Source organism: Pseudomonas cichorii (genome assembly GCF_018343775.1).
In the GTDB taxonomy this organism is placed as follows: domain Bacteria; phylum Pseudomonadota; class Gammaproteobacteria; order Pseudomonadales; family Pseudomonadaceae; genus Aquipseudomonas; species Aquipseudomonas cichorii.
This window is the reverse complement of sequence record NZ_CP074349.1, coordinates 510,056-535,889: the sequence shown is the minus strand read 5'-3', so window position 1 is coordinate 535,889 and position 25,834 is coordinate 510,056. Positions and strand designations below refer to the sequence as shown.

The 25,834-nt window shown below is 58.5% G+C and carries 24 protein-coding genes; 8 read left to right on the top strand and 16 right to left on the bottom strand.

What is annotated here, in order from left to right; translation table 11 throughout:
• Positions 1-20 precede the first annotated feature (20 nt).
• The gene (gene msrA / locus KGD89_RS02450) at positions 21-668 is read left to right on the top strand and encodes a peptide-methionine (S)-S-oxide reductase MsrA (protein WP_025258244.1); all 648 of its coding nucleotides are present in this window, start codon (positions 21-23) and stop codon (positions 666-668) included.
• A gap of 122 nt (positions 669-790) precedes the next feature.
• Here the strand turns inward: msrA and KGD89_RS02445 are convergent, their stop codons facing one another.
• Positions 791-1,627 (bottom strand): 23S rRNA (adenine(2030)-N(6))-methyltransferase RlmJ, encoded by an 837-nt coding sequence (locus KGD89_RS02445; protein ID WP_025258243.1) that lies wholly within the window; start codon positions 1,625-1,627, stop codon positions 791-793.
• Positions 1,628-1,760: 133 nt separating this feature from the next.
• Positions 1,761-2,729 carry a WD40 repeat domain-containing protein gene (locus tag KGD89_RS02440; protein ID WP_074568908.1) on the bottom strand — a complete coding sequence of 323 codons (969 nt, stop codon included), beginning with the start codon at positions 2,727-2,729 and terminating at the stop codon, positions 1,761-1,763.
• A gap of 362 nt (positions 2,730-3,091) precedes the next feature.
• Here KGD89_RS02440 and KGD89_RS02435 point away from each other — a divergent pair, with 362 nt between their 5' ends.
• Positions 3,092-3,385, top strand: a complete 294-nt coding sequence (locus KGD89_RS02435) for a hypothetical protein (RefSeq protein WP_025258241.1) — start codon at positions 3,092-3,094, stop codon at positions 3,383-3,385.
• Between the two features lie 155 nt (positions 3,386-3,540).
• Here KGD89_RS02435 and gbcB read toward each other — a convergent pair whose 3' ends face one another.
• Complete coding sequence (gene gbcB / locus KGD89_RS02430; RefSeq protein WP_025258240.1) at positions 3,541-4,641, bottom strand: glycine-betaine demethylase subunit GbcB; 1,101 nt, start codon at positions 4,639-4,641, stop codon at positions 3,541-3,543.
• Positions 4,642-4,964: 323 nt separating this feature from the next.
• Here gbcB and gbcA point away from each other — a divergent pair, with 323 nt between their 5' ends.
• Positions 4,965-6,263, top strand: coding sequence for a glycine-betaine demethylase subunit GbcA (gbcA, locus tag KGD89_RS02425; RefSeq protein WP_025258239.1), 1,299 nt, complete (start codon positions 4,965-4,967; stop codon positions 6,261-6,263).
• Positions 6,264-6,991: 728 nt separating this feature from the next.
• Here the strand turns inward: gbcA and etfB are convergent.
• The 6 genes from etfB to KGD89_RS02395 all read right to left on the bottom strand — a co-directional run bounded on the left by etfB (position 6,992) and on the right by KGD89_RS02395 (position 14,763).
• The gene (etfB, locus tag KGD89_RS02420) at positions 6,992-7,813 is read right to left on the bottom strand and encodes an electron transfer flavoprotein subunit beta (RefSeq protein WP_025258238.1); all 822 of its coding nucleotides are present in this window, start codon (positions 7,811-7,813) and stop codon (positions 6,992-6,994) included.
• On the bottom strand, positions 7,803-9,023 hold the full coding sequence (etfA, locus tag KGD89_RS02415; protein WP_025258237.1) for an electron transfer flavoprotein subunit alpha: 1,221 nt from the start codon (positions 9,021-9,023) through the stop codon (positions 7,803-7,805). Before etfA ends, etfB begins: the two co-directional genes overlap by 11 nt.
• On the bottom strand, positions 9,023-10,984 hold the full coding sequence (gene dgcB, locus KGD89_RS02410) for a dimethylglycine demethylation protein DgcB (protein WP_025258236.1): 1,962 nt from the start codon (positions 10,982-10,984) through the stop codon (positions 9,023-9,025). Before dgcB ends, etfA begins: the two co-directional genes overlap by 1 nt.
• 109 nt (positions 10,985-11,093) lie before the next feature.
• Complete coding sequence (gene dgcA, locus KGD89_RS02405; protein WP_025258235.1) at positions 11,094-13,154, bottom strand: dimethylglycine demethylation protein DgcA; 2,061 nt, start codon at positions 13,152-13,154, stop codon at positions 11,094-11,096.
• Positions 13,155-13,169: 15 nt separating this feature from the next.
• Entirely contained in the window at positions 13,170-13,700 is a 531-nt protein-coding gene (locus tag KGD89_RS02400) for a DUF5943 domain-containing protein (protein WP_025258234.1), read from the bottom strand.
• A gap of 85 nt (positions 13,701-13,785) precedes the next feature.
• Positions 13,786-14,763, bottom strand: a complete 978-nt coding sequence (locus KGD89_RS02395) for a dipeptidase (RefSeq protein WP_025258233.1) — start codon at positions 14,761-14,763, stop codon at positions 13,786-13,788.
• Between the two features lie 228 nt (positions 14,764-14,991).
• Here KGD89_RS02395 and KGD89_RS02390 point away from each other — a divergent pair, with 228 nt between their 5' ends.
• Together KGD89_RS02390 and KGD89_RS02385 are read left to right on the top strand one after the other, a co-directional pair.
• Complete coding sequence (locus KGD89_RS02390; RefSeq protein WP_025258232.1) at positions 14,992-15,402, top strand: lysozyme inhibitor LprI family protein; 411 nt, start codon at positions 14,992-14,994, stop codon at positions 15,400-15,402.
• 56 nt (positions 15,403-15,458) lie between these two features.
• On the top strand, positions 15,459-15,872 hold the full coding sequence (locus KGD89_RS02385; protein WP_025258231.1) for a DUF3010 family protein: 414 nt from the start codon (positions 15,459-15,461) through the stop codon (positions 15,870-15,872).
• A gap of 276 nt (positions 15,873-16,148) precedes the next feature.
• On the opposite strand, the gene fba is transcribed toward KGD89_RS02385, so the two are convergent.
• The 7 genes from fba to tkt all read right to left on the bottom strand — a co-directional run bounded on the left by fba (position 16,149) and on the right by tkt (position 22,589).
• Positions 16,149-17,213: a class II fructose-bisphosphate aldolase gene (fba, locus tag KGD89_RS02380; protein WP_025258230.1), complete on the bottom strand. Its 1,065-nt coding sequence runs from the start codon at positions 17,211-17,213 to the stop codon at positions 16,149-16,151.
• Positions 17,214-17,328: 115 nt separating this feature from the next.
• The gene (locus tag KGD89_RS02375; protein WP_025258229.1) at positions 17,329-17,655 is read right to left on the bottom strand and encodes an MliC family protein; all 327 of its coding nucleotides are present in this window, start codon (positions 17,653-17,655) and stop codon (positions 17,329-17,331) included.
• A 54-nt stretch (positions 17,656-17,709) separates the two neighbouring features.
• The gene (locus KGD89_RS02370; RefSeq protein WP_025258228.1) at positions 17,710-17,907 is read right to left on the bottom strand and encodes a hypothetical protein; all 198 of its coding nucleotides are present in this window, start codon (positions 17,905-17,907) and stop codon (positions 17,710-17,712) included.
• 82 nt (positions 17,908-17,989) lie between these two features.
• Entirely contained in the window at positions 17,990-18,220 is a 231-nt protein-coding gene (locus KGD89_RS02365) for a putative periplasmic lipoprotein (RefSeq protein ID WP_025258227.1), read from the bottom strand.
• 28 nt (positions 18,221-18,248) lie between these two features.
• Complete coding sequence (locus KGD89_RS02360; RefSeq protein WP_025258226.1) at positions 18,249-19,412, bottom strand: phosphoglycerate kinase; 1,164 nt, start codon at positions 19,410-19,412, stop codon at positions 18,249-18,251.
• A 16-nt stretch (positions 19,413-19,428) separates the two neighbouring features.
• Positions 19,429-20,478: an erythrose-4-phosphate dehydrogenase gene (gene epd / locus KGD89_RS02355; protein ID WP_025258225.1), complete on the bottom strand. Its 1,050-nt coding sequence runs from the start codon at positions 20,476-20,478 to the stop codon at positions 19,429-19,431.
• Positions 20,479-20,591: 113 nt separating this feature from the next.
• Positions 20,592-22,589, bottom strand: a complete 1,998-nt coding sequence (tkt, locus tag KGD89_RS02350; protein ID WP_025258224.1) for a transketolase — start codon at positions 22,587-22,589, stop codon at positions 20,592-20,594.
• Between the two features lie 257 nt (positions 22,590-22,846).
• Here tkt and KGD89_RS02345 point away from each other — a divergent pair, with 257 nt between their 5' ends.
• The 3 genes from KGD89_RS02345 (at position 22,847) to KGD89_RS02335 (ending at position 25,828) form a co-directional block, all read left to right on the top strand.
• Positions 22,847-23,842, top strand: coding sequence for an ArsR/SmtB family transcription factor (locus tag KGD89_RS02345; protein WP_025258223.1), 996 nt, complete (start codon positions 22,847-22,849; stop codon positions 23,840-23,842).
• A 20-nt stretch (positions 23,843-23,862) separates the two neighbouring features.
• Positions 23,863-25,053 carry a methionine adenosyltransferase gene (gene metK, locus KGD89_RS02340; RefSeq protein ID WP_025258222.1) on the top strand — a complete coding sequence of 397 codons (1,191 nt, stop codon included), beginning with the start codon at positions 23,863-23,865 and terminating at the stop codon, positions 25,051-25,053.
• Positions 25,054-25,408: 355 nt separating this feature from the next.
• Positions 25,409-25,828, top strand: a complete 420-nt coding sequence (locus KGD89_RS02335; protein WP_025258221.1) for a hypothetical protein — start codon at positions 25,409-25,411, stop codon at positions 25,826-25,828.
• Positions 25,829-25,834 lie beyond the last annotated feature (6 nt).

Genomic DNA, 25,834 nt, shown 5'->3' with positions numbered 1-25,834 from the left:
TTATCGAGAGGATATGGTTCATGACTCTTCGCTCGGAAATTCTAGTGAACAAAAATGTACTCCCTACCGCACAGCAAGCACTGCCAGGCCGTGAAACCCCTATCGCCGTTCCTGAACAGCACTTCGTCAATGGCAACCCTTTGCTGGGGCCATTCTCCGGCACGGTTGAATTCGCAATCTTTGGCCTGGGCTGCTTCTGGGGCGCAGAACGACGCCTCTGGCAACAACCAGGCGTGGTCAGCACTGCCGTGGGCTATGCAGGCGGCATTACGCCAAACCCGACCTATGAAGAAGTCTGCTCGGGCCTGACCGGCCATAGCGAAGTGGTTCTGGTGGTGTATGAGCCAGAAGAGATCAGCTACGAAGCGCTGCTCAAAGTATTCTGGGAAGCGCACAACCCGACCCAGGGCATGCGCCAGGGCAACGACATCGGCACCCAGTACCGCTCGGTGATCTACTGCACCAAACCAGAACAGCTCGAAGCCGCCCAGGCCAGCGAAAAAGCCTTCCAGGCCGAGCTGAGCAAAGCCGGGCTGGGCAAAATCACCACCGAAATCGACCAGGCCCCGACCTTCTACTACGCCGAGGCGTACCACCAGCAGTACCTGGCAAAAAACCCGCAGGGTTATTGCGGGCTGGGTGGGACAGGGGTCTGTTTGCCAGCGTAGCCGGCAGCTACAAGCTACAAGCTACAAGCTACAAGCTACAAGCTACAAGCTACAAGCTACAAGCTACAAGCTACAAGCTTTTGACTTGAAGCTTGCGGCTTATAGCTTGCAGCTCCCCCCAACTATTCCGCTATCAACCAATCCATCGTCCAGCCACCCCGGGTCTGTCCCAGCTTCTCGGCCAGATAAGGCATCAATTCGCGCAGTTCCTCTTCCAGCCCCCAAGGCGGATTGGCGATGGCGAGGCCGGAGCCGTTGAGGCTTGCCGGGGTGTCCAGCGGGTGAACATGAAGCTCTATGCGCAGCAGCTTCGGCGCGCCGGTTTCGGCCAGGTCCTGGTAGAAGCGCTTGAGCTGGCGCTGGTCCTTGACCGGATACCAGATCGCGGCGACGGTCTGGCGCATGCGGCCGATGGCTTCCTTGAGGGCGACGGCACAGCGCTTCATTTCATCGAGCTGCTCGAAAGGCGGATCGATCAGCATCACGGCGCGCTTCTCGGCAACCGGCAGCAAGGCCCGTGGCACATGCCAGCCTTCCCCCAGGTGCACGGCCACCCGACGATCACCCTTCATGTTCTCCTTGAGCAACCGCCCGTCTTCGGGGTGTTTCTCGTTGAGCAGCACGCGTTCGCGCTCACGGGTCAGGCGACGGGCCAGCTCCGGCGAGCCCGGGTAATACCGCAGTTCGCCATCGGGGTTCATGTCGTGCAGCACTTGCAGGTAATCGGCTGCCAGCGCAGGCAGGTCCGGCGCATTCCACAAGCGCCCGATACCTTCCAGCCATTCACCGGTGCGGGTGGCCTGATCGCCCTTGAGGTCGTAAAGCCCAAGTCCGGCGTGGGTGTCGAGATAGGCGAAAGGTTGCTCCTTGCGCGCCATCAGGGCGATCAAGCGAGTCAGGGTCAGGTGTTTGAACACATCGGCATGGTTGCCAGCGTGGAAGGCGTGACGGTAATTCATGGCAGCTCCTGGAAGGCTGCGCAGTTTAGCAAAACTCGGGCGGGAACAAGACAGTGCTTTCAATGGCGAAGGGTGAACGTCTTTGATCACCCTTCCGGCAAGCTGTACGTGACAGGATCAGGCATTACCCGCATTACAAGGCATAAATGGAAATCCACTTCCTGTCTGGGTGAGTGGTATAGAGACGATCACCTTTACGGTTCAATACTGCGCCACCTACCGAATGAAAGAAGTCGATGCGCGTGGCGGTTCTTTCAACCGTATCGATTCTGTACAAATCGAAATTGCAGGAATGAATGGCGTACACATAGCGATCATCCGGTGTTCCGCCGATGATATTGACGGGGTAACCCCTTGAACCGAACTCCAGCGTATACAGAATCTTCTGCGTGGCCGTATCGGTCACGAACATTTCATCAAAACCGCCGACATAAAGCTGACTGCCATCCGCACTGACTGCCATGGAGCATGGGTTTCTGAAGCCCGGAATATCCACTTGCGAGTAATCCCGCGTATCGATCATCGCGACAACACTGTCGGGATCATCGGCAAGTTCCGATGCATAGATGTAATGGCCGTCCGGACTGATTGCCATGACCAGAACTGCATTCGACATTTTGCCCAGGTCGAAATCACTTTCGGCATTGTAATCAATGGCGTCAACCATACGTATAAGCCCACCGGGCGCGTAGCGGAAAGACAGGCAGATGAAACTCCCGTCCGGGCTGGCCGCAATTTTATCGACACCCTCCGAATCGAGAATCGCGACCAGTGCATTGCGCTGGACATCAATCACTGAGCATTCATTCTGTCCTGTGACATAAAGCCTGCGTCCATCCGGGCTGACAGCCACATCGCCTACGCACCCCCTCTTGATACTGGATACGACTTCACGGCTCTCGATATCGATAAAACTGACCCCGGTCCCATCGTCGTGAGAAACAAAAAGCAGAGTGTCATCCGGGCTTACATCAATTTCCTTGGGTGAAAAATTCAAAGGAATACTGGCAAGAAGTCTTGCTTCATGGGGAGACGATACATGGGAGGGAAATTCTTTCTTTTGGCTCAGGAAAGCCGTACCTGTGAATATTTTTCTTTGCATTTAACCCACCAATCCCTTGGCCTGTTCAGACCATCATTCGAGAAAACAGGTGCTGCCTTTAAAACGTCAATCGTTAACAGATCAATGATGTGCTCCATTGAATGAGTCATTACCAAAGCGCGTCCTCCATATCGGATCAGGAATAACAGGGCATTATTGAATACCCGCAACAACGGGTTGGGTACTGTCAGAAATAACAGGTAAAGCGCATAAACCTGACCACTGATCGGCTTTTTACCGGACCAAGCCGTTCAAAAAGCGACCTGCCCGTAGGTAATCAAGCCATCCCCGGCAGGCGGGCTTGCCGCGACAGTAACGCGCTACCAGAATCAGGGCCTTACCCGATCAAAGGAACACTCGTCATGATGCATGCGGATTTGGTTGATCAAGAGGACTTGCTGAGCCAGCTCAGAGCGCTGGGGTTCGAGATGCCAAGTGGCTCAACGGCCGAGCAGGCCTGTGCACAAGCGGTATGTGGATTGACCGAAGAACGCGCCACAGCCTTGCGGCGCCTGGTTGAACAATTGCTGACGGGCAGTGCGACCATACTGCCAGCGGTGCGCCAGGCCATCGATCAGCAATTGCTGCCGGCACTGGCGACTTACAAACAGAGTCACAAGCAAGACCTTCAAGAACCGGGCGCACCTTCGATGTAATGCCGATCAGTCAAGGTATGTCTATCACTTGTGGGAGGCAGCTTGCTGGCGAAAAAGGCCTGAGACTGGCAGATATTCTGCGTTTATACGCTGAAGTCGCCGGCAAGCTGCCTCCCACAAAGTGATTCATTGACCCTGACATGCGCCCCTGTGGATCAGTATTCGATCCGCACATCCCCTTTGGGCACGCTGCAGCACGACAGGATGTAACCCTCTTCCACGTCCTCGTCGGTGATACCGCCGTTGTGCTCCATCTCCACTTCGCCACTGAGCTTCATGACCTTGCAGGTGCCACAGATGCCCATGCCGCAGGCCTTGGGAATCATCAGGCCCAGCTTGGAAGCCGCCGCATGGACGGTTTCCCCCGGCGCAACACGAATGCTCTTGCCGGTGTCGGTGAATTCCACCTGATGCAGGTCCGCCACATCGACTTCCGGCGCATCCGCAGCAATTTCGGCATGCTCCACGGCTTCGGCGCGCACCTCAGGCGGCGTCGCGCCAAAGGATTCTTCATGGTACTGCGCCATGTTGAAGCCGCTTTCCTGCAGCATGCGCTTGACCGCAGCCATGTATGGCGTCGGCCCGCAACAGAACACCTCGCGGTCCTTGTAGTCCGGCGACATCAACTCCAGCATCCGCTGGTTCAGGTAACCGCGATAACCCGCCCAGGGCTCGCCAAGGCCGTGCTTCTCACAGATCAGATGCAGACTGAAGTTATCGATCCGCGACGCCATGTGTTCCAGCTCGCGGTGGTAGATGATGTCCTTGGGCGAGCGGGCGCTGTGTACGAACACCATGTCGACGTTGGCATTGGTGTCGTAGAACCAGCGGGCCATGGACATGACCGGCGTGATACCGACACCGCCGCTGAGATAGAGGATCTTCGGATTGGGGAAGTCGATGGCGTTGAACAGCCCGACAGGCCCGTGCACTGCCAGCTCCTGGCCTTCATGCAGCGTATCGTGCAGGTAATTGGAAACCTTGCCTCCCGGCACGCGCTTGACGGTAATCGAGAAGCTGTAGGGCACCGACGGCGAACTGGAAATGGTGTAGGAGCGCATGATGGGCACGCCATCGATTTCCAGCTCCAGGGTGACGAACTGACCGGGCTTGAAGAAGAACAGGATCGGCTGGTCTGCCATGAAGCAGAAGGTCCTTACATCCCAGGTTTCCTGGATCACCTTGACGACCCGCACAAGATGGCGGCCATTGGCCCATGTCTGGGTGGTTACCGGGTTGAGAAAATTCTGGGACATACTTGATCTCCACGACCGACTGTCGGCCTTTATGATGGGGATTCTGCGTAACGCGCAGGAGGCGCATTTACCTATCAACGACATTCACGTACTTACGGCGACCAGCCCCCACAGACCGTGGGTTCCCTAGTCGGGAACGGATTCGGCCATGTCGCCCATGGATAAGGTTCAGTCCGCGCCCGCCTCCACACTCGCCCCTTAACAGCCATGAATAAACTCACCGGCATGAGCGACCCACAATCGCCTTGCGTGCAGCGCTGCAAAGAACCGTATTAGCCACATTCGCAGGCCGCCAACGATGCGGTCATGAGGGAATCTGAACAATGGACATCACCGCAACCCTGAGCCTTGGCGACCCGCTGGAACCTGCACGCAAGGCCACTGCCCAGATGCTGCAGAACCGCGAGCGCACCTATTCGCTGCCGCAGCCTTTCTACAGTGATGACCGGCTGTTTGAAATCGACATGCAGGAAATCTTTCACAAGGAATGGCTGATTGCAGGCATGACCTGCGAAATCCCGGCCAAGGGCAACTACCTGACGCTGCAGATCGGCAAGAACCCGATCCTCGTCGTCCGCGCCCCGGATGGCAGCGTGAATGCTTTCCACAACGTCTGCCGCCATCGTGGCTCGCGCCTGTGCACCGGCGAGAAAGGCAAGGTCGCCAAGCTGGTCTGCCCTTATCACCAGTGGACCTACGAGCTGGACGGACGCCTGCTGTACGCGGGCACCGAGATGGGCGACGACTTCGACATGAAGAACTTCAGCCTCAAGCCCGTGAACGTCAAAACCGCAGGCGGCTATATCTTCATCAGCCTGGCGGAGAATCCACCTGCCATCGATGAGTTCCTGGCCACGCTCAAGCACTACATGGAACCCTACGACATGGAAAACACCAAGGTGGCGGTGCAGACCACCTTGATGGAAAAAGCCAACTGGAAGCTGGTGATCGAGAACAACCGCGAGTGCTACCACTGCAACGGCTCACACCCGGAGCTGTTGAAAACCCTGCTGGAATGGGACGACGTCACCGACCCGCGTGCCGATCAGACCTTCAAGGACCATGTGGCCGCCTCCGCCGCTGCCTGGGACGCCGAGAAGATTCCCTACGCACACGCCAGCTTCGGCCTGCGCAACCGCATCGTGCGCATGCCGCTGCTCAAGGGCACTGTGTCGATGACCATGGATGGCAAGGTCGGCTGCAAGAAACTCATGGGCCGTATCCAGAACCCGGACCTGGGCTCGATGCGCATCCTGCACCTGCCTCACTCCTGGAACCACTGCATGGGCGATCACATCATCGTCTTCACGGTATGGCCGATCAGCGCGCAGGAAACCATGGTCACGACCAAGTGGATCGTGCACAAGGATGCCGTGGAAGGCGTCGATTACGACGTTGAGCGCATGCGTCAGGTGTGGGACGCCACCAACGATCAGGACCGTCGTCTGGCCGAGGAAAACCAGCGTGGTATCAACTCCAGCGCCTACCAGCCAGGCCCGTACTCCAAGACCTATGAGTTCGGTGTGGTCAACTTCATCGACTGGTACAGCTCGCGGGTACTGGAAAACCTCGGGGCAGAACCTGCGCCCTACCTCAAAGGTGTAGCGGTCAACCACGAATGACCCAGTGGGGGCTGGATGTTGATCAAAAAACATCCAACCCCCTCATACCCCAAGCCTGCCGCCCTCTCCCGCACACAACAAACAACTTATCCACAGAGCAGCCCACAGCAATTGTGGGAAAGTCGATTTTTTCGCTCTCAAAAAACCTGAAAAAACCGTGACTTACTGATTGCCTCCATTGCGGGACATACTGTTCATTTTTTGATCAAACCTTTGAAAGCCTTGTTTTCATTGGCCTTCAAGGGATCACGAACACCTTATCCACAGAAGCGCCAACAGACTTTGGGGGCAACTTCGGGTTTGTGAGTCACGCACTGTGGAAAACTGCTCCAGGCGTGATACAGCAAGGCTTTACACCGGTATTTATAGCCATTGACGATCAATTGATCATTTTTTATACGAAACCTTGTAAGCCACGGTTTATATGGGCTACAGGAGATCACGAACAACTTGTCCACAGAGAGGCCAACAGAGTTTGTGGGCAATTGAGCAAGGAGATGAGAAGCAGTGGATTGTTTATCCACATGGAAAAGCCAGTAAAAACCGCAAGTTAGGTTGATCATTTTTCAACCAGAGGCCTGTAAGGCACGGTTTACATGGGGTTCAGAAACCCGCGAACACGTTATCCACAGGTGGGCGCACAGGGAATGTGCACAACTCCCTGTGGAGCAGTCGCGAGCAAGCTCCCTCCCACGGATTTGTGGGAGGGAGCTTGCTCGCGACTGTTTTTATCGAATGACGCCCTCTTCCACCAGCAACTTGAGGATCGCCGCTGCACCCTCTTGCGGGCTGACGCCCTTGAGGACTTGCCCGGTGCCGCCGCTGGCCTTGGCGGTTGCGGCTTTCATGCGGTCGGCGCCGCTCTTGGCCTTGATCACTTTCAGGCGTTTGGGGCGGGGTTTGGCAGGTTGCAGGCCATGGGCTGTGAGTAAGTCATCCTCCACCACCTCCACCTGCTCCACACCCAAGGCACCACGCTGTGCAGGACCGTAAGCGCTCTGGCGTGGTTTTGGCGCTGCGTTATCCACAGTGGCCAGAAACGGCAGGCGAACCTTGAGGCGACGTCGCTGGCCTCGCGGCAAGGCTTGCAGGACAAGGGCCACGCCGTTATCCAGAGACTCCACCTGGGCCAGCCCCACTACCAGCGGCCAGCCCAGCCTTTCCGCCAGCAGAAACGGCAGCATGCCCGAGCCTTCGCCGGTTTCAGCCTGGCTGCCGGTGAGCACGATCTGCACCGCTGAATCACGGATGTAATCGGTCAGCGCAGGCAGTGCGTCCGCGCCTTCGGGCTGCTCCAGCACCTGCAGTTCGTTCAGCCCCATGCCCATATAAGCCCGCAATGCAGGCTCCTGGGCATTGCCGGCGTGCAGCACCTGCAAGTTATCCCCAACCAGTTGCAAACCCAGTTCCACGGCCCGTGCATCCTGCTCGGCGCGGCGGGCGCGTCCCGAGGTCGGGTGAGCGCCGATGGATACCAGACTCATGACCTGCAACGAGGCCTTGTTCAATGACGCATTATCCACAGATGAACTCCCTCGCTCAGGCCGCATCACGTTTTGCCTCGTTGCGATAAGCCTCGACCGCGTCGATCAAGGCCTGGAGGATGGCTGCGCTTTCACCGATCACCGACAGGTCAGCGCGTTTGATCATGTCGCAGCTGGCATCCAGGTTGACCGCCACCACCTTGTCGCAGGCGCCGATGCCTTGCAGGTGCTGGATCGCGCCGGAGATACCCACAGCCACATACACACGTGCGGTGACCCAGGTGCCGCTGGCGCCTACCTGACGATCCCGGCTCATGAAACCATCGTCCACCGCCACCCGCGACGCACCTTCGGTCGCGCCCAGAGCCGCTGCCGTGCGATGGAACAAGTCCCAGTCCCTGACGCCATTGCCGCCGGAGAAGATGAACTCTGCCTCGGCCATGGGGATAACTGCAGGGTCCACGGCCACCGCGCCAAGGTCTTCGATGCGTGCAAGACTGCGCGCCACACGTGTGGATAACTCCACCGGCAACGCTTCATGGCGAGTTTCACTCACTGGCTCGGCGCATTCGGCAGCCGCCAGAATCAGACGCGCCAGCGGACGAGCCAGGTCTTCACGGCCCGCTCCCGCACGCCCGATGCACTGCTCATCCTTGACCTGCCAGACACGAGTCGCCGGACGTTCGCCCAGGCTGGCCGCGAAACGCCGACCCAGTTCGCCACCGCCGCTGCGGCTGTCCGGCAGCAGCCAGTGCCGTGGATTGAACTGGTTATCCACAGCCCGCAGCCCTTGCACGCGCTGCTCCGGTGAATAACCGCTGAACTCATCACCTTCAAGAACCAGCAGGCGGTCGACACCCGCCGTCTCGAAAGTGCTTTCCTTGTGTTCGCCAAATACCACAGCCAATACAGCCCCAGCGCTGCCCGCCAGTTGATGGGCAAGCCCCAGCAGATCCCGGTCGTGGCTGCTCAGACGGCCGCCGACCATGTCCGGCACCACGGTGATGTAAAACGCCGGCTCCGGTACTTGATGCAACGGCAGGCTGATTTCGGCAGCCGCAGAACGTTTGACCGTCCCGCCCTGCTGCGCGCCACTGCGGTCGATACGCTTGATGCCATTGGGGCCGATGAAGCCCAGACCGTGCACGTTCTTGCGCATGAGGCCGTTGGGGCCCATCCAGCGGGTCTGTGCGTGCTGCATCGCGGCATGCAAAGGGTGCAGACGGTTACGTGCGATCCATTCGGCACGGGGGTCGCGGCGGATAATGTCGCTCATCAATGCACCTCCGCTGGTTCACGTCTTACAGGCTCTGACTTGCTGACTACCGGCTCTTCAATCAAGGCGTCGGCCACCAGCTCGGCAATGTCCTTGATCAGTGGACGCGGTTCGACCACGCCTTCAAGCATTGCCGTGCATTGTGGACAACCGACTGCCACCAGTTCGGCACCGGTTTCGCGGATGTCTTCCATACGCATGTCGGGAATCCGCTGCTTGCCGGGAATATCGGTAATGGGCGCGCCACCACCGCCACCACAGCAACGGGAGCGGAAGCCCGAGCGCTGCATTTCCTTGATCTCGATCCCCAGGGCGCGCAATACCTCACGCGGCGCTTCGTACTCGCCGTTGTAACGACCCAGATAGCACGGATCGTGATACGTCACGCTGGAGCCCTTGTGTTGCCCGAGCTTGAGCCCGCCGTCCTGAAGCAGTTCAGCCATGTAAGTGCTGTGATGCTGCACGAGGTACTCGCCACCCAGGGCGCCGTACTCGTTTTTCAGCACATGAAAGCTATGGGGGTCGCAGGTGACGATGCGCTTGAAGCTGTATCTGGACAGCGTCTGGATGTTGCGCCTGGCCAGCATCTGGAAAGTCGCTTCATCACCCAGGCGGCGGGCCACATCGCCGCTGTCGCGCTCTTCAAGACCCAGCACGGCAAAGTCGACTTTCGCGGCTTTCAGGACTTTGACGAACGCACGCAACGTGCGCTGGTTACGCATATCGAAAGCGCCATCACCCACCCAGAACAGCACATCGGTGGTTTTCTTTTCGCTGAGCAGATTGAGGTTCAAATCCGCCGCCCAGTTCATCCGACCGCCCGGCGCAAAACCGCCAGGGTTGTCGGTGGCAATCAGGTTATCCAGCACTTCGGCGCCCTTGTTGGGGGTCGCGCCTTTTTCCAGGGTCAGGTGGCGGCGCATGTCGACGATGGCGTCCACGTGCTCGATCATCATCGGGCACTCTTCCACGCATGCCCGGCAAGTGGTGCAGGACCACAGGGTTTCGGCATCCACCAGTCCGTTGACGATGGGCTGATGCGGATTGCCACCATGTTCGCCGATGGGCTTGCCCTTGCCGTCGAGGGATGGATAAGGGCTACCTGCGAATTTGGCATCGGTGCCGCCAGCGAGGCCGACCACCATGTCCTGAATCAGCTTCTTGGGGTTCAAGGGCTGGCCGGCAGCGAACGCCGGACAAGCGGCTTCGCATTTGCCGCACTGCACACAGGCGTCAAAACCCAGCAACTGGTTCCAGGTGAAATCCTCGGGCTTTTCCACACCCAGCGGCGCGCTTGGGTCAGTAAGGTCCAGCGGCTTCAAACCGGTGGAACGACCACCACCGAAGCGCTCGGCACGTCGGTGCCAGGCCAGGTGCAGGGCGCCAGCGAAGGCGTGCTTCATCGGCCCGCCCCAGGTCATGCCGAAAAACAGTTCGCTGACGCCCCACAGCACGCCAACGCCCAGAATCACGGCCAGCAGCCAACCACCGAAGTTCTCGGGAAGAATCCCCGCGACCGGCAAGGTCACCAGAAAGAAGCTGACGGAAAACGCCATCAGACTTTTCGGCAAGCGCATCCAAGGGCCTTTGGACAGGCGCGATGGCGGGTTGAGACGACGACGAAAGACAAACACCGCCCCCACGAACATCACCGCCGACATCAGCAGCAGCGCATAGCCCAAGAAGCGGTTATGCAGACCGAAGCCATGCACCAGAATCGCCAGCACGATAGACGCCACCGCACCGCCCGCCGTGGCGACGTGGGTGTTGGCGATGTATTTGTCCCGGGCAACGACATGGTGCAGATCGACCATATAACGCTTGGGCATGGCCAGCAGCCCGCCCAGCAGATCAACCCTGGAAGCCCGGCCATTGCGCCACATTTTTACCCGCCGCAAAGCACCCAGCACCGCAAGGGCCAGGGCAGCGAAGAGCAGGAGGGGGAGAATGGTGCTCAACATCAGAATCACCTCTGGCGAGGTGCAAGCTACAAGCGGTAAGCGACAAGTAAAAGCACAGCCGATCCGCTGCCTTCTCTTGCTGCTTACAGCTTATGGCTTGCAGCTTTCCTCAAAAATCCTTACACAGCCGCAATCCGTCATAGATCGCCGCATGGGTATTACGCTGGGCCACGCAGTCGCCGATGCGGAACAGCAGGTAGCCGTCACCCGGTTGGCTCAGCGAAGGTTGCGGCTGGATGGCGAACAGGGTGTCGATGTCGATCTGGCCTTTGTTACGCGAACCTTCCTTGAGCCCGTAATAGAGCTCTTCGTCCGGACGCACACCGTTTTCGACAACAATCTGGTCGACCACCCGCTCTTCCTTGGCACCGGTGTATTCGTTCTCCAGGACGGCAACCAGCTTGTCGCCTTCGCGGTAGACCTTTTCCAGCATCATGTCCCCGGTCATGATCACTTCCTTGGGGTACATGCTGCGGTAGTAGGTCGGGAACGAGGTGCCGCCAATGGCGACGCCGGGTTTGATGTCGTCGGTGACGATCTCGACCTGCGAGCCCTTGTCGGCCAGGAAGTCGGCCACGGACATGCCGGTGAATTCGCAGATGGTGTCGTAGACCAGCACGTTCTTGCCCGGCGCGACCTTGCCATCCAGCACGTCCCAACTGCTGACCACCAGCCCTTCGGCCGCGCCCCAGTGTTCGTTCTGCTCAAGGAACGGATGACCGCCCACCGCCAGCACCACGATGTCCGGGCGCAGGTCGAGAATGGTCGCCGGATCGGCAGCCGTCCCCAGGCGCAGATCGACCTTCAGACGCGCCAGTTCCAGTTGGTACCAGCGAGTGATACCGGCAATCTGGTCACGTTGCGGTGCCTTGGAAGCCGTAGTGATCTGCCCGCCGATGAAGTCCTTCTTCTCGAACAGCGTGACGTCATGACCACGCTCGGCTGACACGCGAGCGGCTTCCATGCCAGCAGGACCGGCACCGACAATCACCACCTTGCGCTTCGGCCCGGCGGATTTCTCGATGATGTGCGGCACACCCATGTACTCACGGGACGTCGCGGCGTTCTGGATGCACAGCACATCCAGCCCTTGATACTGACGGTCGATGCAGTAGTTGGCGCCGACGCACTGTTTGATCTGGTCAACCTGCCCCATCTTGATCTTGGCAATCAGGTGTGGGTCGGCGATGTGGGCGCGGGTCATGCCGACCATATCCACATAGCCACCTTCCAGGATCCGCGTGGCCTGATTCGGGTCTTTGATGTTCTGCGCGTGCAGTACCGGAACCTTGACTACTTCCTTGATACCAGCCGCCAGGTGCAGGAACGGCTCCGGTGGATAACTCATGTTGGGAATAACGTTGGCCAGGGTGTTATGGGTGTCGCAACCCGAGCCCACGACACCGAGGAAATCGATCATGCCGGTGGCGTCGTAATACTTGGCGATTTCCTTCATGTCCTCATGGCTCAAGCCATCGGGGTGGAATTCATCACCACAGATACGCAGGCCCACACAGAAATCAGGCCCCACTTCCTTGCGCACGGCCTTGATCACTTCCAGGCCAAAACGCATGCGATTCTCGAAACTGCCGCCCCACTCGTCGGTGCGTTTGTTGACCCGCGGGCTCCAGAACTGGTCGATCATGTGCTGGTGCACCGCAGACAGCTCGACACCATCCAGGCCTCCGGCCTTGGCACGGGCTGCAGCGCTGGCGTAGTTGCCGATCACCCGCCAGATTTCTTCCGGCTCGATGGTCTTGCAGGTCGCACGGTGGACCGGCTCACGAATGCCGGAAGGCGACATCAGAGTCGGCCAGTGCTCGCCATCCCAACGGGAACGACGGCCCATGTGGGTAATCTGGATCATGATCTTGGCGCCATGCTTGTGCATGGCGTCGGCAAGGTTCTGGAAGTGCGGAATGATCTTGTCAGTGGCCAGGTTGACCGACTTCCACCAGCCCTGCGGGCTGTCGATGGCCACACTGGAAGAACCGCCACAGATCGCCAGGCCGATGCCGCCCTTGGCCTTCTCTTCGTAGTACTTCACATAACGGTCGGTGGTCATCCCGCCATCGGTGGCATAGACCTCGGCGTGAGCGGTACTCAGGACACGGTTGCGGATCGTCAGTTTGCCAATCTGGATCGGCTGGAACATCGCTTCGAAAGCCATAACACGATCCTCGACTTACAACGGCTTGACGACAAACAGACCGTCGTCATGACCTTCTTCGGAGCCACCGTAGACCTGTTCGGCAACGGTGCGGATCGAGCTGCCGCTGGCAGCCAGGATCTGATCCATTGCACCGGCGAACCAGCCGGTGAACATGTAATCCACCTTGCGCCCGACCTTGCCGTACACATACACGAACGCCGAGTGCTCGAGCTTGACGCTGGCAGTGCCTTTTTCCAGATCGATATCCTGAATCTTGAACAGCCCCCAGCCACGCTGGGACAAGCGATTCATGTAGTGCTCGAACACCGCAACGCCTTCGATGCCATGGCATTCGGCTTCCTTTTCGCACCAGTGCCAGGCGGACTTGTAGCCGGCCTTGTAGAGAATTTCGGCGTAGGCCTCGGCACCCAGCACTTCTTCAATACCCATGTGGTTATTGACGAAGAAGTGGCGCGGCACATAGAGCATCGGCAATGCATCGGAGGTCCAGACGCCTGTTTCGCTGTCGACTTCGATAGGCAGTTGCGGGGCGATTTTAGCCATGGGGTCAAACTCCAGAAATTCGGGTTACGCCCACTGCGCGCAGGGCAGCGGGGTTATCAATTCAAAGGGGGCGTCGCGTAGAAAGTTATTCGCCCCAGACGTCTCGGAGCACGTTGACCCAGTTCTCGCCCATGATCTTGCGCACGACGCGCTCGGAATGGCCGCGCTTGAGCAGGGTTTCGGTCAGGTTCGGGAATTCGCCCACGGTGCGGATGCCCAGCGGATTGATGATCTTGCCGAAGCTGGTCAGCCGACGGGCATAGCCCTTGTCATGGGTCAGGTACTCGAAGAAGTCCTGGCCATGGCCCTGGGTGAAGTCGGTGCCGATGCCGATGGCGTCTTCACCGACGATGTTCATGGTGTATTCGATGGCTTCGGCGTAATCGTCGATGGTCGACTCGATGCCCTTGGCCAGAAACGGCGCAAACATGGTCACCCCGACAAAACCGCCGTGATCGGCGATGAACTTCAGTTCGGCATCAGACTTGTTGCGCGGGTGTTCCTTGAGGCCGGACGGCAGGCAGTGGGAGTAGCAGACCGGTTTCTTCGATTCGAGGATGACTTCTTCGGAAGTCTTGGAGCCCACATGGGACAGGTCGCACATGACGCCCACGCGGTTCATCTCAGCCACGATCTCGCGCCCGAAGCCTGAAAGGCCGCCGTCGCGCTCGTAGCAGCCGGTGCCCACCAGATTCTGGGTGTTGTAGCACATCTGCACGATGCCAACGCCCAGTTGCTTGAAGATCTCGACATAGCCGATCTGGTCCTCATAGGCATGAGCATTCTGGAAGCCGAACAGAATGCCGGTCTTGCCCAGTTCCTTGGCCTTGCGGATATCCGCGGTGGTGTGGACCGGCATCACCAGGTCGCTGTTCTCGCGCATCAGTTTCTGGCTGGTGCAGATGCTGTTGATGGTGGCCTGGAAACCTTCCCACACCGATACCGTGCAGTTGGCCATGGTCAGGCCACCCTTGCGCATGTCTTCAAACAGCTCGCGATTCCATTTGGCGATAATCAGCCCGTCAATGACGATGCTGTCGGCGTGCAGTTCGGCTGGGCTCATCAGGCTGTCCCCTTTTTAGGTACTTGCGCGCCGAATCGGCTGTCGGCGCTATTGGGGTCAGCATATGCCGGAGGGTCCGGCGAGCCGGGTGCAAAAACGACAGGGGGTTTGCCGAAAGCGTCAAGATGCGACAAAGGGCCATGAGACGCTCTCAGCGTGTGTCGTAAACCTGTTCTTTGCCTCGCGCTTAGGCCAGAATTCAAGGCATCAATGGATCGGAGCCACTCGATGAAAACGATTTTCCTGACACTGGCCCTCATGGCGACCGCCGTGACTGGCGCACAAGCGGCTCAAGATTCGGACAGCACGCCGTGCGACGGCGTCGACAGCGACAACCAGACCCTGGAATGCTCGGTCTATAGCCGACACACCGCAGAAGAGCTGCTCAAGGAAAACTTTCAGAACCTGCTCAATCGCGTCCAGTCGCAATTCGTCGCCAACAAATCGCAATACAACGACTTCACCAGCAAGCTCAAGACCGCTCAACAGGCCTGGGAAAAGCTGCGCGACGCCGATTGCGCGGTCGAAGTCTTCCCGTCTGCCGCGGGTAGCAAGGCCTACAATATCAACGAAAACGACTGCATTGCCCGCATGAGCGACGAGCGTTCGGAATATCTGGAATCAATTGCGCAGGAATAACGCCAGCGATGAGATAACCTGTTCCTTTATATGAACCCAAGGCATCAGGCATTTCCATGATTATTTGTGGTGTAGAAATCAAAGGCAGTGAAGCCATCTTCGCCCTGGCCACCCGTCAGAACAGCGGCACCGCGCATGTGCCGCTGGCAACCCGAAAGATCTCATTAGAGGATGACGACGAAGCTGGCAACGTCAAAGCCTTCGCCACAAAGATCGCAAGCTTTGTGCGGGAAAACGGCATCAGCCATGTCGCGATCAAGAAACGCAGCAAGAAAGGCGAATTCGCCGGTGGCCCCACCACCTTCAAGATCGAAACCGTCTTCCAGCTCCTGGCCGACTGCGACGTGATCCTCGTATCCCCGCAAACCATCAACGCCCAGAACAGAAAGCACGACTTCGCCCTGCCCGATACGTTGAACAAGTATCAGCATGAGGCTTACAAGACGGCGTGTGCAATGCTCATGAAATAAGAGGTGCGCTGCCCTTGCCCCGTCGTCGAATTGCCGCGACGGCATATTCAGACACCGGCGCGCATCGGTAGGAGCGAATTCATTCGCGAACAGCCCCCGAAACCTGAAGCCATCCGCCTGAGCGCCCCCTCCCTGAACGAAATGTGCTAGCCAGTACACATGCAGTGGGCTGGGTGAAGTTGTTTGGCCTCTTCGCGGCTGAATCCGCTCTCCTACAGAAATTTCTGGAATAAAAAAACCCGCATCTCTGCGGGTTTTTCATTAGCGGATCAACACTCAGTTGATCTTGGCATCCAGCTCGCCCTTGGCGTAACGCTCGAACATGCGATCCAGGGAGATCGGCTTGATCTTCGAGGCGTTGCCAGCGGTGCCGAAGGCTTCGTAACGAGCGATACAGACGTCACGCATGGCCACGACAGTCTTGGCCAGGTATTTGCGCGGGTCGAACTCGCTGCGGTTCTTGGCCATGAACTCACGGATGGCACCAGTAGAGGCCAGACGCAGGTCGGTGTCGATGTTGACCTTGCGCACGCCGTACTTGATGCCTTCAACGATTTCTTCGACCGGCACGCCGTAGGTTTCTTTGATGTCGCCGCCGTATTCGTTGATGATCTTCAGCCATTCCTGAGGAACGGACGAAGAACCGTGCATCACCAGGTGGGTGTTAGGGATGCGTTTGTGGATTTCTTTGATGCGCTCGATCGCCAGGATGTCGCCGGTAGGCGGCTTGGTGAACTTGTAGGCGCCGTGGCTGGTGCCGATGGCGATTGCCAGGGCATCGACCTGGGTCTTCTTGACGAAGTCAGCGGCTTCTTCAGGGTCGGTCAGCATCTGGCTGTGATCCAGAATGCCTTCTGCGCCAACGCCGTCTTCTTCACCGGCCATGCCGGTTTCCAGAGAGCCCAGAACGCCCAGCTCGCCTTCTACCGACACGCCACAGGCGTGGGCGAAAGCCACGACGCGACGGGTCACGTCAACGTTGTATTCGTAGCTGGCAGGCGTCTTGCCGTCTTCGGCGAGCGAACCGTCCATCATCACCGAGCTGAAGCCCAGCTGGATCGAACGCTGGCAGATATCAGGGCTGGTGCCGTGGTCCTGGTGCATGACCACCGGGATGTGCGGGAATTCTTCGACTGCCGCGAGGATCAGGTGGCGCAGAAACGGGGCACCGGCGTATTTGCGGGCACCGGCCGAAGCCTGGACGATCACCGGGGAATCGGTCTTGTCGGCCGCTTCCATAATGGCGCGCATCTGTTCCAGGTTGTTTACGTTGAAAGCTGGAACGCCGTAACCGAATTCGGCTGCGTGGTCCAACATCTGGCGCATGCTGATAAGTGCCATTGTCTGTGTGTCTCCCGGTCGGGTCGTTAATCGTGCAAGCCTGCCGTAGTGGCGACTGCTATTCAAGTTATACGCACGGCCACAAGGGCCGTGCGGGTGGTACATCGGCTACGACTTACCTGGCCTTGCAGCCGCGTCCGATCAAATCGTTGGTGGCGTCCCAGTAAATCAGGCCTTCGTCACCCTTGTTGGCAAACGCCAACACGTTGTTACTGTAGAGCGTCCCGCTGGCAGCACCAGGCTGGGCCTTGAGCCTGAAAACCTGATCGCTCTGGTTCAGGCGTACATCCACTTCCTTTTTGGCCGAATCGGCAAAACGCCAATGGACCTCGGCCTTGCTGTCACATACCCAGTGGTTCCAGGAATCACTGGACTGCGGCGCCTTTGACGTCGCGCAACCACCGAGCACCGCACATGCCGCAAGGGCAATCAAGCCTTTCATCACGTCTCCTGGCCTGCCCCGGGAAGCGCGGCCTGTGCCGCTCGCTTCGCTACATCAGGGGCAGTTCTGTTCCTGATTACGATCACCGGCCGGTTCACCCGTGACGTGCGCCTCAACCCGCTGGGTGTTGTCGGTCGTCGGCACATTCACGGAGGCCGGGCTGAATACTTCACAGGTTCGGGCTTTGGAGCCCGGACTGCTGCAACCTGCCAAAACAATGCAACTCACAAGAGCCAGGGTGGCGATTTTCATGGCGAAACTCCTTCTCGGAAAAGATCCCACCCTTTAATGACCGCCAAAGCTCGCAGATGTTACCTGCGAGCCTTTACCTGACTCAGAGACAGCCCACATCTCCTGCGCGAGGCATGAACTCGTAACGATCCCAGACCTCCTGACCGCCACGCTTGTAGATCACTGGCACGGTTTCAGCCTGCCAACCGGCCTGATAGCAGCTCAATTGAAGCAACTGCGCCTGAGGCTCAGGTTCCGCATCGTCAACCTCAGGCTTGCTCGCACAACCGGCCAGCACCCCAGCGACAAGCAATAACGGTAACGTCCTGAACATGAACTACTCCCTTTCCTGAACCGGAAAATCAGGCCTTTGCACGCTGTTCAAGCACTTCAACGGCTGGCAGGACCTTGCCTTCGACGAACTCGAGGAACGCGCCGCCACCGGTGGAAATGTAGGAAATCTGCTGTGCAACGCCGTACTTGTCGATGGCCGCCAACGTATCGCCGCCGCCAGCGATGGAGAACGCTGCGCTTTCGGCAATGGCCTTGGCCAGTGTCTTGGTCCCTTCGCCGAACTGATCGAACTCGAACACGCCGACCGGACCGTTCCACAGGATAGTCCCGGAAGATTTCAGCAATTGGGCAAACTGGGCAGCAGTCTGTGGGCCAATGTCGAGAATCATGTCGTCATCGGCCACATCGGCGATGAGTTTGACGGTCGCGGCAGCGCTTTCAGCGAATTCCTTGGCAACCACCACGTCCACCGGCAATGGCACGCTGACCTTGGCGGCAATGGCGCGGGCGGTGTCCAGCAGGTCTGGCTCGTACAGCGATTTGCCGACCTTGTGACCGGCTGCGGCCAGGAAAGTGTTGGCAATGCCGCCGCCGACGATCAACTGGTCGCAAATTGCGCTCAGGCTGTTGAGTACATCCAGCTTGGTGGAAACCTTGGAGCCGGCAACGATGGCCGCCATCGGCTTGGCCGGAGCGCCCAGGGCCTTGCCCAGAGCTTCCAGTTCGGCCGCCAGCAAAGGACCTGCTGCAGCGACCTTGGCGAATTTGGCAACGCCGTGGGTCGAGCCTTCGGCGCGGTGAGCAGTGCCGAAAGCGTCCATTACGAAGATGTCGCACAGCGCGGCATATTTCTGCGCCAGCTCGTCAGCGTTCTTTTTCTCACCCTTGTTGAAGCGCACGTTCTCGAACAGCACGACATCGCCAGCCTTGACGTCGACGCCATCGAGGTAATCGGCAACCAGCGGGACTTCACGGCCCAGTGCCTTGCTCAGGTAGTCGGCAACCGGCTTGAGGCTGTTCTCGGCCGAGAACTCGCCTTCGGTCGGACGGCCCAGGTGGGAGCAGACCAGTACGGCAGCACCCTTCTCCAGCGCCAGTTTGATGGTCGGCAGCGAAGCAAGGATTCGGGCATCGCTACTGACAACGCCGTCCTTGATCGGGACGTTGAGGTCTTCGCGAATCAGCACACGCTTACCTTGCAGATCGAGGTCGGTCATCTTCAACACGGTCATGAGGCGTTCCTGTTTTTTACTGTTGTTGATCCGCGACGCGCAAGAAATGGTCCGCAACGTCGAGCATTCGATTGGCAAAACCCCATTCGTTATCGAACCAGGCCAGCAGGTTTACCAGCCGGGGGCCGGAAACTCGGGTCTGACTCGCATCGACAATGGCCGAATGAGGGTCATGGTTGAAATCACAACTGGCATGCGGCAGCTCGGTGTATGCCAGCAGGCCTTTGAGCGGGCCGCTGGTGGCGGCCTCACGCAAGATTCGATTGATTTCCACAGCATCGGTATCACGCGCCGTTTGCAGCGTGATATCCAGGCACGAGACGTTGACCGTCGGTACGCGAACTGCTTTGGCCTGAATTCGGCCCGCAAGTTCCGGCAGGAGCCGCTCGATTCCGCGTGCCAGACCAGTGGATACCGGAATGATGGACTGGAAAGCCGAGCGCGTACGGCGCAAATCCTCGTGGTGATAAGCATCGATCACCGGCTGATCGTTCATTGCCGAGTGGATGGTGGTGATCGAAATGTATTCAAGGCCCAGCGCATTATCCAGCAGGCGCAGCAACGGCACGCTGCAGTTGGTGGTGCAGGATGCGTTGGAAACCAGTCGCTCGGTGCCGGTCAGCTTCTGCTGATTGATGCCGAACACGATGGTCGCATCCACATCGGATTCGCTGGCCATCGGTTGCGAGAACAGCACCCGCGAGGCACCCGCATCGAGAAAGCGCTGGCCATCTTCGCGGGTGTTGTAGACGCCTGAACACTCAAGCACCAGATCCGCACCCAGCGCCGCCCAGTCGATACCCTCGGGCGTTGCGCTGCGTAGCACTTTGATCCGGTGATCGTTGATGTGCAGGTATTCCCCATCGACCCGCACATCGCCGGGGAAACGGCCATGAGTGGAATCGAAACGGGTGAGATATTCGAGACTGGCCATATCGGCCAGATCATTGATCGCGACCACTTCAAAACCTGCCCGTGCACCTCGCTCACAGAGCGCACGCAAGACACAACGACCGATCCGGCCGTAGCCGTTCAGAGCAACTTTGTAAGTGCGGTTTTGGGGCATGGAGTGCTCGCAAGCAGATAAATCAGACGGCACATAAAACCCGTAGGAGCGAATTCATTCGCGAAGGGGCCTTCGCGGATGAATCCACTCCTACAGGATTATTGCGACCTTTCTCAGTCTTCCAACAACTCTTCAGCCGTGCTCAGGATGTTCTCCAGAGTGAAGCCGAACTCCTCGAATAGCGCAGGCGCAGGTGCCGACTCGCCGAAGGTGGTCATGCCGATCACGCGACCTTCCAGGCCGACGTACTTGTACCAGTAGTCAGCGTGGGCAGCTTCGATGGCGATACGGGCGCTGACCTGCAACGGCAGAACGGCTTGCTTGTAACCTGGGTCCTGGGCCTCGAAGACGCTGGTGCAAGGCATGGAAACCACGCGCACCTTGCGGCCTTGAGCGGTCAGGGCGTCGTAAGCCTGCACGGCCAGACCAATTTCCGAACCGGTAGCGATCAGGATCAGCTCAGGCTCGCCGGCGCAGTCGCGCAGCACGTAGCCACCACGGGCGATATCCGCCAGTTGAGCTGCGTCACGGGTCTGATGAGGCAGGTTCTGACGGGAGAAGATCAGCGCCGACGGGCCATCGTTACGCTCGATGGCGTATTTCCAGGCCACGGCCGATTCCACGGCATCCGCCGGGCGCCAGGTGTCCAGGTTCGGCGTGGTACGCAGGCTGGTCAGTTGCTCGACCGGCTGGTGAGTCGGGCCGTCTTCGCCCAGACCGATGGAGTCGTGGGTGAACACATGGATCACACGCTTCTTCATCAGAGCGGCCATGCGCACTGCGTTACGGGCGTATTCCATGAAGATCAGGAAGGTCGCGCCGTAAGGAACGAAACCGCCGTGCAGGGCGATACCGTTCATCATTGCGGCCTGACCGAATTCACGCACGCCGTAATGCAGGTAGTTACCGTTGGCGTCTTCGCCGGTGATGCTTTTGCAGCCTTTCCAGATGGTCAGGTTGGAGCCGGCCAGGTCAGCCGAACCACCCAGGAACTCAGGCAGCAACGGGCCGAAAGCACCCAGAGCGTTCTGGCTGGCTTTACGGCTGGCAATGGTTTCGCCCTTGGCGTTGACTTCAGCCACATAAGCAGCCGATTTTTCAGCGAAGTCGGCAGGCAGCTCACCGCTCATGCGACGGATGAAATCGTTGGCCAGCTCAGGGAAAGCAGCGGAGTAGGCAGCAAAACGCTGATCCCAGTCAGCTTCGGCAGCCAGGCCTTTTTCTTTCGCATCCCACTGGGCGTAGATATCGGCCGGGATTTCGAAAGGACCGTGGTTCCATTTCAGCGCAGCGCGGGTCAGGGCGATTTCATCGGCACCCAGTGGAGCGCCGTGGGACTCTTCCTTGCCCTGTTTGTTGGGCGAACCGAAACCGATGGTGGTCTTGCAGCAGATCAGGGTCGGCTGCTCGCTCTTGCGGGCGGTGTCGATGGCGGTCTTGATTTCGTCGGCATCGTGACCGTCGACATTGCGGATGACCTGCCAGCCGTAGGACTCGAAACGCTTCGGCGTATCGTCGGTGAACCAGCCTTCGACTTCGCCGTCGATGGAGATGCCGTTGTCATCGTAGAAGGCGATCAGCTTGCCCAGGCCCAGAGTACCGGCCAGGGAAGCGACTTCGTGGGAAATACCTTCCATCATGCAGCCATCGCCCATGAACACGTAGGTGTTGTGGTCGACGATGTTGTGGCCTGGGCGGTTGAACTGTGCTGCCAGGGTCTTTTCGGCCACGGCAAAACCGACGGCGTTGGCAAAACCCTGACCCAGCGGGCCGGTGGTGGTTTCGACACCCGGGGTGTAGCCGTATTCCGGGTGACCCGGCGTGCGGCTGTGCAGTTGACGGAAGTTCTTCAGGTCGTCGATGGACAGGTCGTAGCCGGTCAGGTGCAGCAACGAGTAAATCAACATCGAGCCGTGGCCGTTGGACAGAATGAAGCGGTCACGGTCGGCGAACGCAGGGTTTGCCGGGTTGTGCTTCAGATAGTCGCGCCACAGAACTTCGGCGATATCCGCCATGCCCATGGGGGCACCGGGATGGCCGCTGTTGGCTTTTTGCACGGCATCCATGCTGAGGGCACGAATGGCGTTGGCACGCTCACGACGGCTTGGCATCGCTGATCTCCTGGAGAATGAAGGAATGGGATCGGAAAAAAGGCGACCATTTTCTCTCAGGCACTGCCTGGGAGCAATGAAAGATAGTCGTTGGCAGGTGTTTTTCCTGCCTTGTCGCCTTATTTCCCTTCAGTAATGAAGGTTGTGCCGCGGAATAACGTGATGGCCATCACGGACAAAGTCCCTGACAAACCAATATCAAAACTTTTTGATATTGCTCTTGCAGCCGGAACGGTCGCTAACTAGACTGCGACCCCATGAACCTGTGTGTGCCTGCAATCAGCCATGACGACTGCGACGACCTCTCTGCCTTGTGCAAGGCCGGCGGCGACCCTTTGCGGCTGAATGTATTGCGCGCCCTGGCCAACGATTCGTTTGGCGTACTGGAGCTGGCGCAGATCTTTGCCATCGGCCAGTCAGGCATGAGTCATCACCTGAAAGTGCTGGCACAAGCCTCTCTGGTAGCGACACGCCGGGAAGGCAATGCGATCTTTTATCGTCGCGCCCTGCCCCACACTCAACTGACCGGTGGCAGGCTGCACGCGGCCCTGCTCGATGAAGTGGATGTCCTGACCCTCCCCGAGGATGTCAGCCTGCGCATCGACCTTGTGCACCGACAACGCGCCCAGGCCAGTCAGGATTTCTTTGCCCGTACCGCAGAAAAGTTTCGCGCCCAGCAGGATCTGATCGCAGGCCTTGCCCAATACCGCGACAGCCTGTTGAGTCTGCTGGACAAACTGAGCTTCAACGCTCAGGCAACAGCACTGGAAGTCGGCCCCGGCGACGGCGGCTTTCTACCGGAACTGGCCAGGCGCTTTGCCCATGTCACCGCCATGGACAACAGCCCGGCGATGCTGGAACTGGCCCGCGATGTCTGCGAGCGCGAGAAGCTGGGCAATGTCGAGCTGGTACTGGCCGACGCCCTTACGGGCACTAAAGTAAGCGCCGACTGTGTCGTTCTGAACATGGTGCTTCATCATTTCGCCGCACCGGCCGAAGCCTTGAGGCAACTGGCCGAGCGATTGCAACCCGGCGGTAGCCTGCTGGTAACAGAGTTGTGTAGTCATGACCAGAGCTGGGCCAGGGAGGCCTGTGGCGATCTCTGGTTAGGTTTTGAACAGGATGATCTGGCCCGTTGGGCCATCGCTGCGGGGCTAGTTCCCGGGGAAAGCCTGTATGTAGGCTTACGTAATGGTTTCCAGATCCAGGTTCGCCATTTTCAGCGACCGGCTGGCAACACTCACCATCGGTAAAATTCAGGAAACCCGTAGAGATGAGCGAATACTCACTTTTCACCTCCGAGTCCGTGTCCGAAGGACACCCAGACAAGATCGCCGACCAGATTTCCGACGCGGTTCTTGACGCCATCATCGCCCAGGACAAACACGCTCGCGTAGCGGTGGAAACCCTGGTCAAGACTGGTGTTGCAATTGTTGCTGGCGAAGTCACCACCAGTGCATGGGTTGACCTCGAGCAGATCGTTCGTGACGTGATCAGCGACATTGGCTACACCAGCTCCGACGTCGGCTTCGACGGCGCTACCTGCGGCGTGATGAACATCATCGGCAAGCAGTCTCCTGACATCAACCAGGGTGTTGACCGTGCCAAGCCTGAAGATCAGGGCGCCGGTGACCAGGGCCTGATGTTCGGCTACGCCAGCAACGAAACGGCCGAGCTGATGCCTGCGCCAATCGCGTTCTCGCACCAACTGGTGAAGCGCCAGGCCGAAGCCCGCAAGTCCGGCCTGCTGCCTTGGCTGCGCCCGGATGCAAAATCCCAGGTCACTTGCCGCTATGAAGACGGCAAGGTGGTTGGCATCGACGCCATCGTTCTGTCGACCCAGCACAACCCTGAAGTTTCCTACAACGATCTGCGCGAAGGCGTGATGGAGCTGATCGTCAAGCACGTGCTGCCAGCCGAGCTGCTGCACAAGGACACCCAGTTCCACATCAACCCGACTGGCCAGTTCATCATTGGCGGCCCGGTAGGTGACTGCGGTCTGACCGGTCGCAAGATCATCGTCGACAGCTACGGCGGCATGGCTCGCCACGGCGGCGGCGCGTTCTCCGGCAAGGATCCATCGAAGGTTGACCGTTCCGCTGCCTACGCTGGCCGCTACGTTGCCAAGAATATCGTTGCTGCCGGCCTGGCCGAGCGCTGCGAGATTCAGGTTTCCTACGCCATCGGCGTCGCTCAACCGACTTCGATCTCCCTGAACACCTTCGGCACCGGCAAGATCAGCGATGACAAGATCATCAAGCTGGTTCGCGACATCTTCGACCTGCGTCCATACGCAATCACCACGATGCTCGACCTGCTGCACCCGATGTATCAGGAAACGGCAGCTTACGGCCACTTCGGTCGCACGCCGCAAACCAAGACCGTGGGTGACGACACCTTCACCACGTTCACCTGGGAAAAAACCGACCGCGCCGACGCACTGCGCAAGGCTGCCGGTCTGTAATACGCTTTAACGCTTCAACACAAAGCCCCGGTTGATCCGATCATCCGGGGCTTTGTTGTTTGTGGCGATGACAGAAGCTTCAAGTTCGCCTCTGAGCGCGTGACGTGACGCTATTTTTTCTTGCACTCGAAACTTAGTCTGGAACATTCAGTCTGTATAGATAATAGCGCAATGCCATAACCCCATAAGTTTAAAAGGGTGAAAAAGGCCACTCTATTAACTCAACCCTTGACGAGGTGTCCCGAAAACCAAGCCATTAATGCTTTCCCGCCACCAACCACTCAATCATTCTCGCCGTGTCGAGTGAGGCTGATTACTTTGCCCCGTTATTCCTGCACTTATTGTAAGGAACATCATGAACCTCAAGGCTATTCTGTTGGGCTCCATTCTGCTCGCCTCACCGCTGCATCAAGCTTTTGCCGATACGTGCAGCGCCAACATCTTTGGCGGTTATGACTGCCGCTATGACAATGGAACAACTTCAACAAGCAGGGCAAACATCTTCGGTGGGCAAGACACGCAATACAGTGATGGCAGAAGTTCAAATAGCCGGTCCAACATCTTTGGCGGACAAGACACAAAAAACAACGATGGCAGCAGTTCAAACAGCCGCGCAAACATCTTCGGTGGACAAGACACGCAATATAGCGACGGCAGTCGTTCAACCAGCCGCTCAAATATCTTCGGCGGGCAAGACACACAAAACAATGATGGCAGCCGCTCAAACAGCCGCTCGAACATCTTTGGCGGGCAGGATACAAACCATCAGAAATAACCGGCC

Bases quoted from the DNA above. Each gene is read 5' to 3' on its own strand.
- dgcB (WP_025258236.1), bottom strand. From the start codon at position 10,984: ATGTTGAGCACCATTCTCCCCCTCCTGCTCTTCGCTGCCCTGGCCCTT.
- KGD89_RS02335 (WP_025258221.1), top strand. From the start codon at position 25,409: ATGAACCTCAAGGCTATTCTGTTGGGCTCCATTCTGCTCGCCTCACCG.
- etfA (WP_025258237.1), bottom strand. From the start codon at position 9,023: ATGAGCGACATTATCCGCCGCGACCCCCGTGCCGAATGGATCGCACGT.
- KGD89_RS02440 (WP_074568908.1), bottom strand. From the start codon at position 2,729: ATGCAAAGAAAAATATTCACAGGTACGGCTTTCCTGAGCCAAAAGAAA.
- KGD89_RS02435 (WP_025258241.1), top strand. From the start codon at position 3,092: ATGATGCATGCGGATTTGGTTGATCAAGAGGACTTGCTGAGCCAGCTC.
- etfB (WP_025258238.1), bottom strand. From the start codon at position 7,813: ATGCGGCCTGAGCGAGGGAGTTCATCTGTGGATAATGCGTCATTGAAC.
- KGD89_RS02400 (WP_025258234.1), bottom strand. From the start codon at position 13,700: ATGGCTAAAATCGCCCCGCAACTGCCTATCGAAGTCGACAGCGAAACA.
- msrA (WP_025258244.1), top strand. From the start codon at position 21: ATGACTCTTCGCTCGGAAATTCTAGTGAACAAAAATGTACTCCCTACC.
- metK (WP_025258222.1), top strand. From the start codon at position 23,863: ATGAGCGAATACTCACTTTTCACCTCCGAGTCCGTGTCCGAAGGACAC.
- KGD89_RS02375 (WP_025258229.1), bottom strand. From the start codon at position 17,655: ATGAAAGGCTTGATTGCCCTTGCGGCATGTGCGGTGCTCGGTGGTTGC.
- KGD89_RS02370 (WP_025258228.1), bottom strand. From the start codon at position 17,907: ATGAAAATCGCCACCCTGGCTCTTGTGAGTTGCATTGTTTTGGCAGGT.
- KGD89_RS02390 (WP_025258232.1), top strand. From the start codon at position 14,992: ATGAAAACGATTTTCCTGACACTGGCCCTCATGGCGACCGCCGTGACT.
- dgcA (WP_025258235.1), bottom strand. From the start codon at position 13,154: ATGGCTTTCGAAGCGATGTTCCAGCCGATCCAGATTGGCAAACTGACG.
- gbcA (WP_025258239.1), top strand. From the start codon at position 4,965: ATGGACATCACCGCAACCCTGAGCCTTGGCGACCCGCTGGAACCTGCA.
- KGD89_RS02445 (WP_025258243.1), bottom strand. From the start codon at position 1,627: ATGAATTACCGTCACGCCTTCCACGCTGGCAACCATGCCGATGTGTTC.
- KGD89_RS02385 (WP_025258231.1), top strand. From the start codon at position 15,459: ATGATTATTTGTGGTGTAGAAATCAAAGGCAGTGAAGCCATCTTCGCC.
- KGD89_RS02360 (WP_025258226.1), bottom strand. From the start codon at position 19,412: ATGACCGTGTTGAAGATGACCGACCTCGATCTGCAAGGTAAGCGTGTG.
- gbcB (WP_025258240.1), bottom strand. From the start codon at position 4,641: ATGTCCCAGAATTTTCTCAACCCGGTAACCACCCAGACATGGGCCAAT.
- KGD89_RS02365 (WP_025258227.1), bottom strand. From the start codon at position 18,220: ATGTTCAGGACGTTACCGTTATTGCTTGTCGCTGGGGTGCTGGCCGGT.
- tkt (WP_025258224.1), bottom strand. From the start codon at position 22,589: ATGCCAAGCCGTCGTGAGCGTGCCAACGCCATTCGTGCCCTCAGCATG.
- KGD89_RS02345 (WP_025258223.1), top strand. From the start codon at position 22,847: ATGAACCTGTGTGTGCCTGCAATCAGCCATGACGACTGCGACGACCTC.
- KGD89_RS02395 (WP_025258233.1), bottom strand. From the start codon at position 14,763: ATGAGCCCAGCCGAACTGCACGCCGACAGCATCGTCATTGACGGGCTG.
- fba (WP_025258230.1), bottom strand. From the start codon at position 17,213: ATGGCACTTATCAGCATGCGCCAGATGTTGGACCACGCAGCCGAATTC.
- epd (WP_025258225.1), bottom strand. From the start codon at position 20,478: ATGCCCCAAAACCGCACTTACAAAGTTGCTCTGAACGGCTACGGCCGG.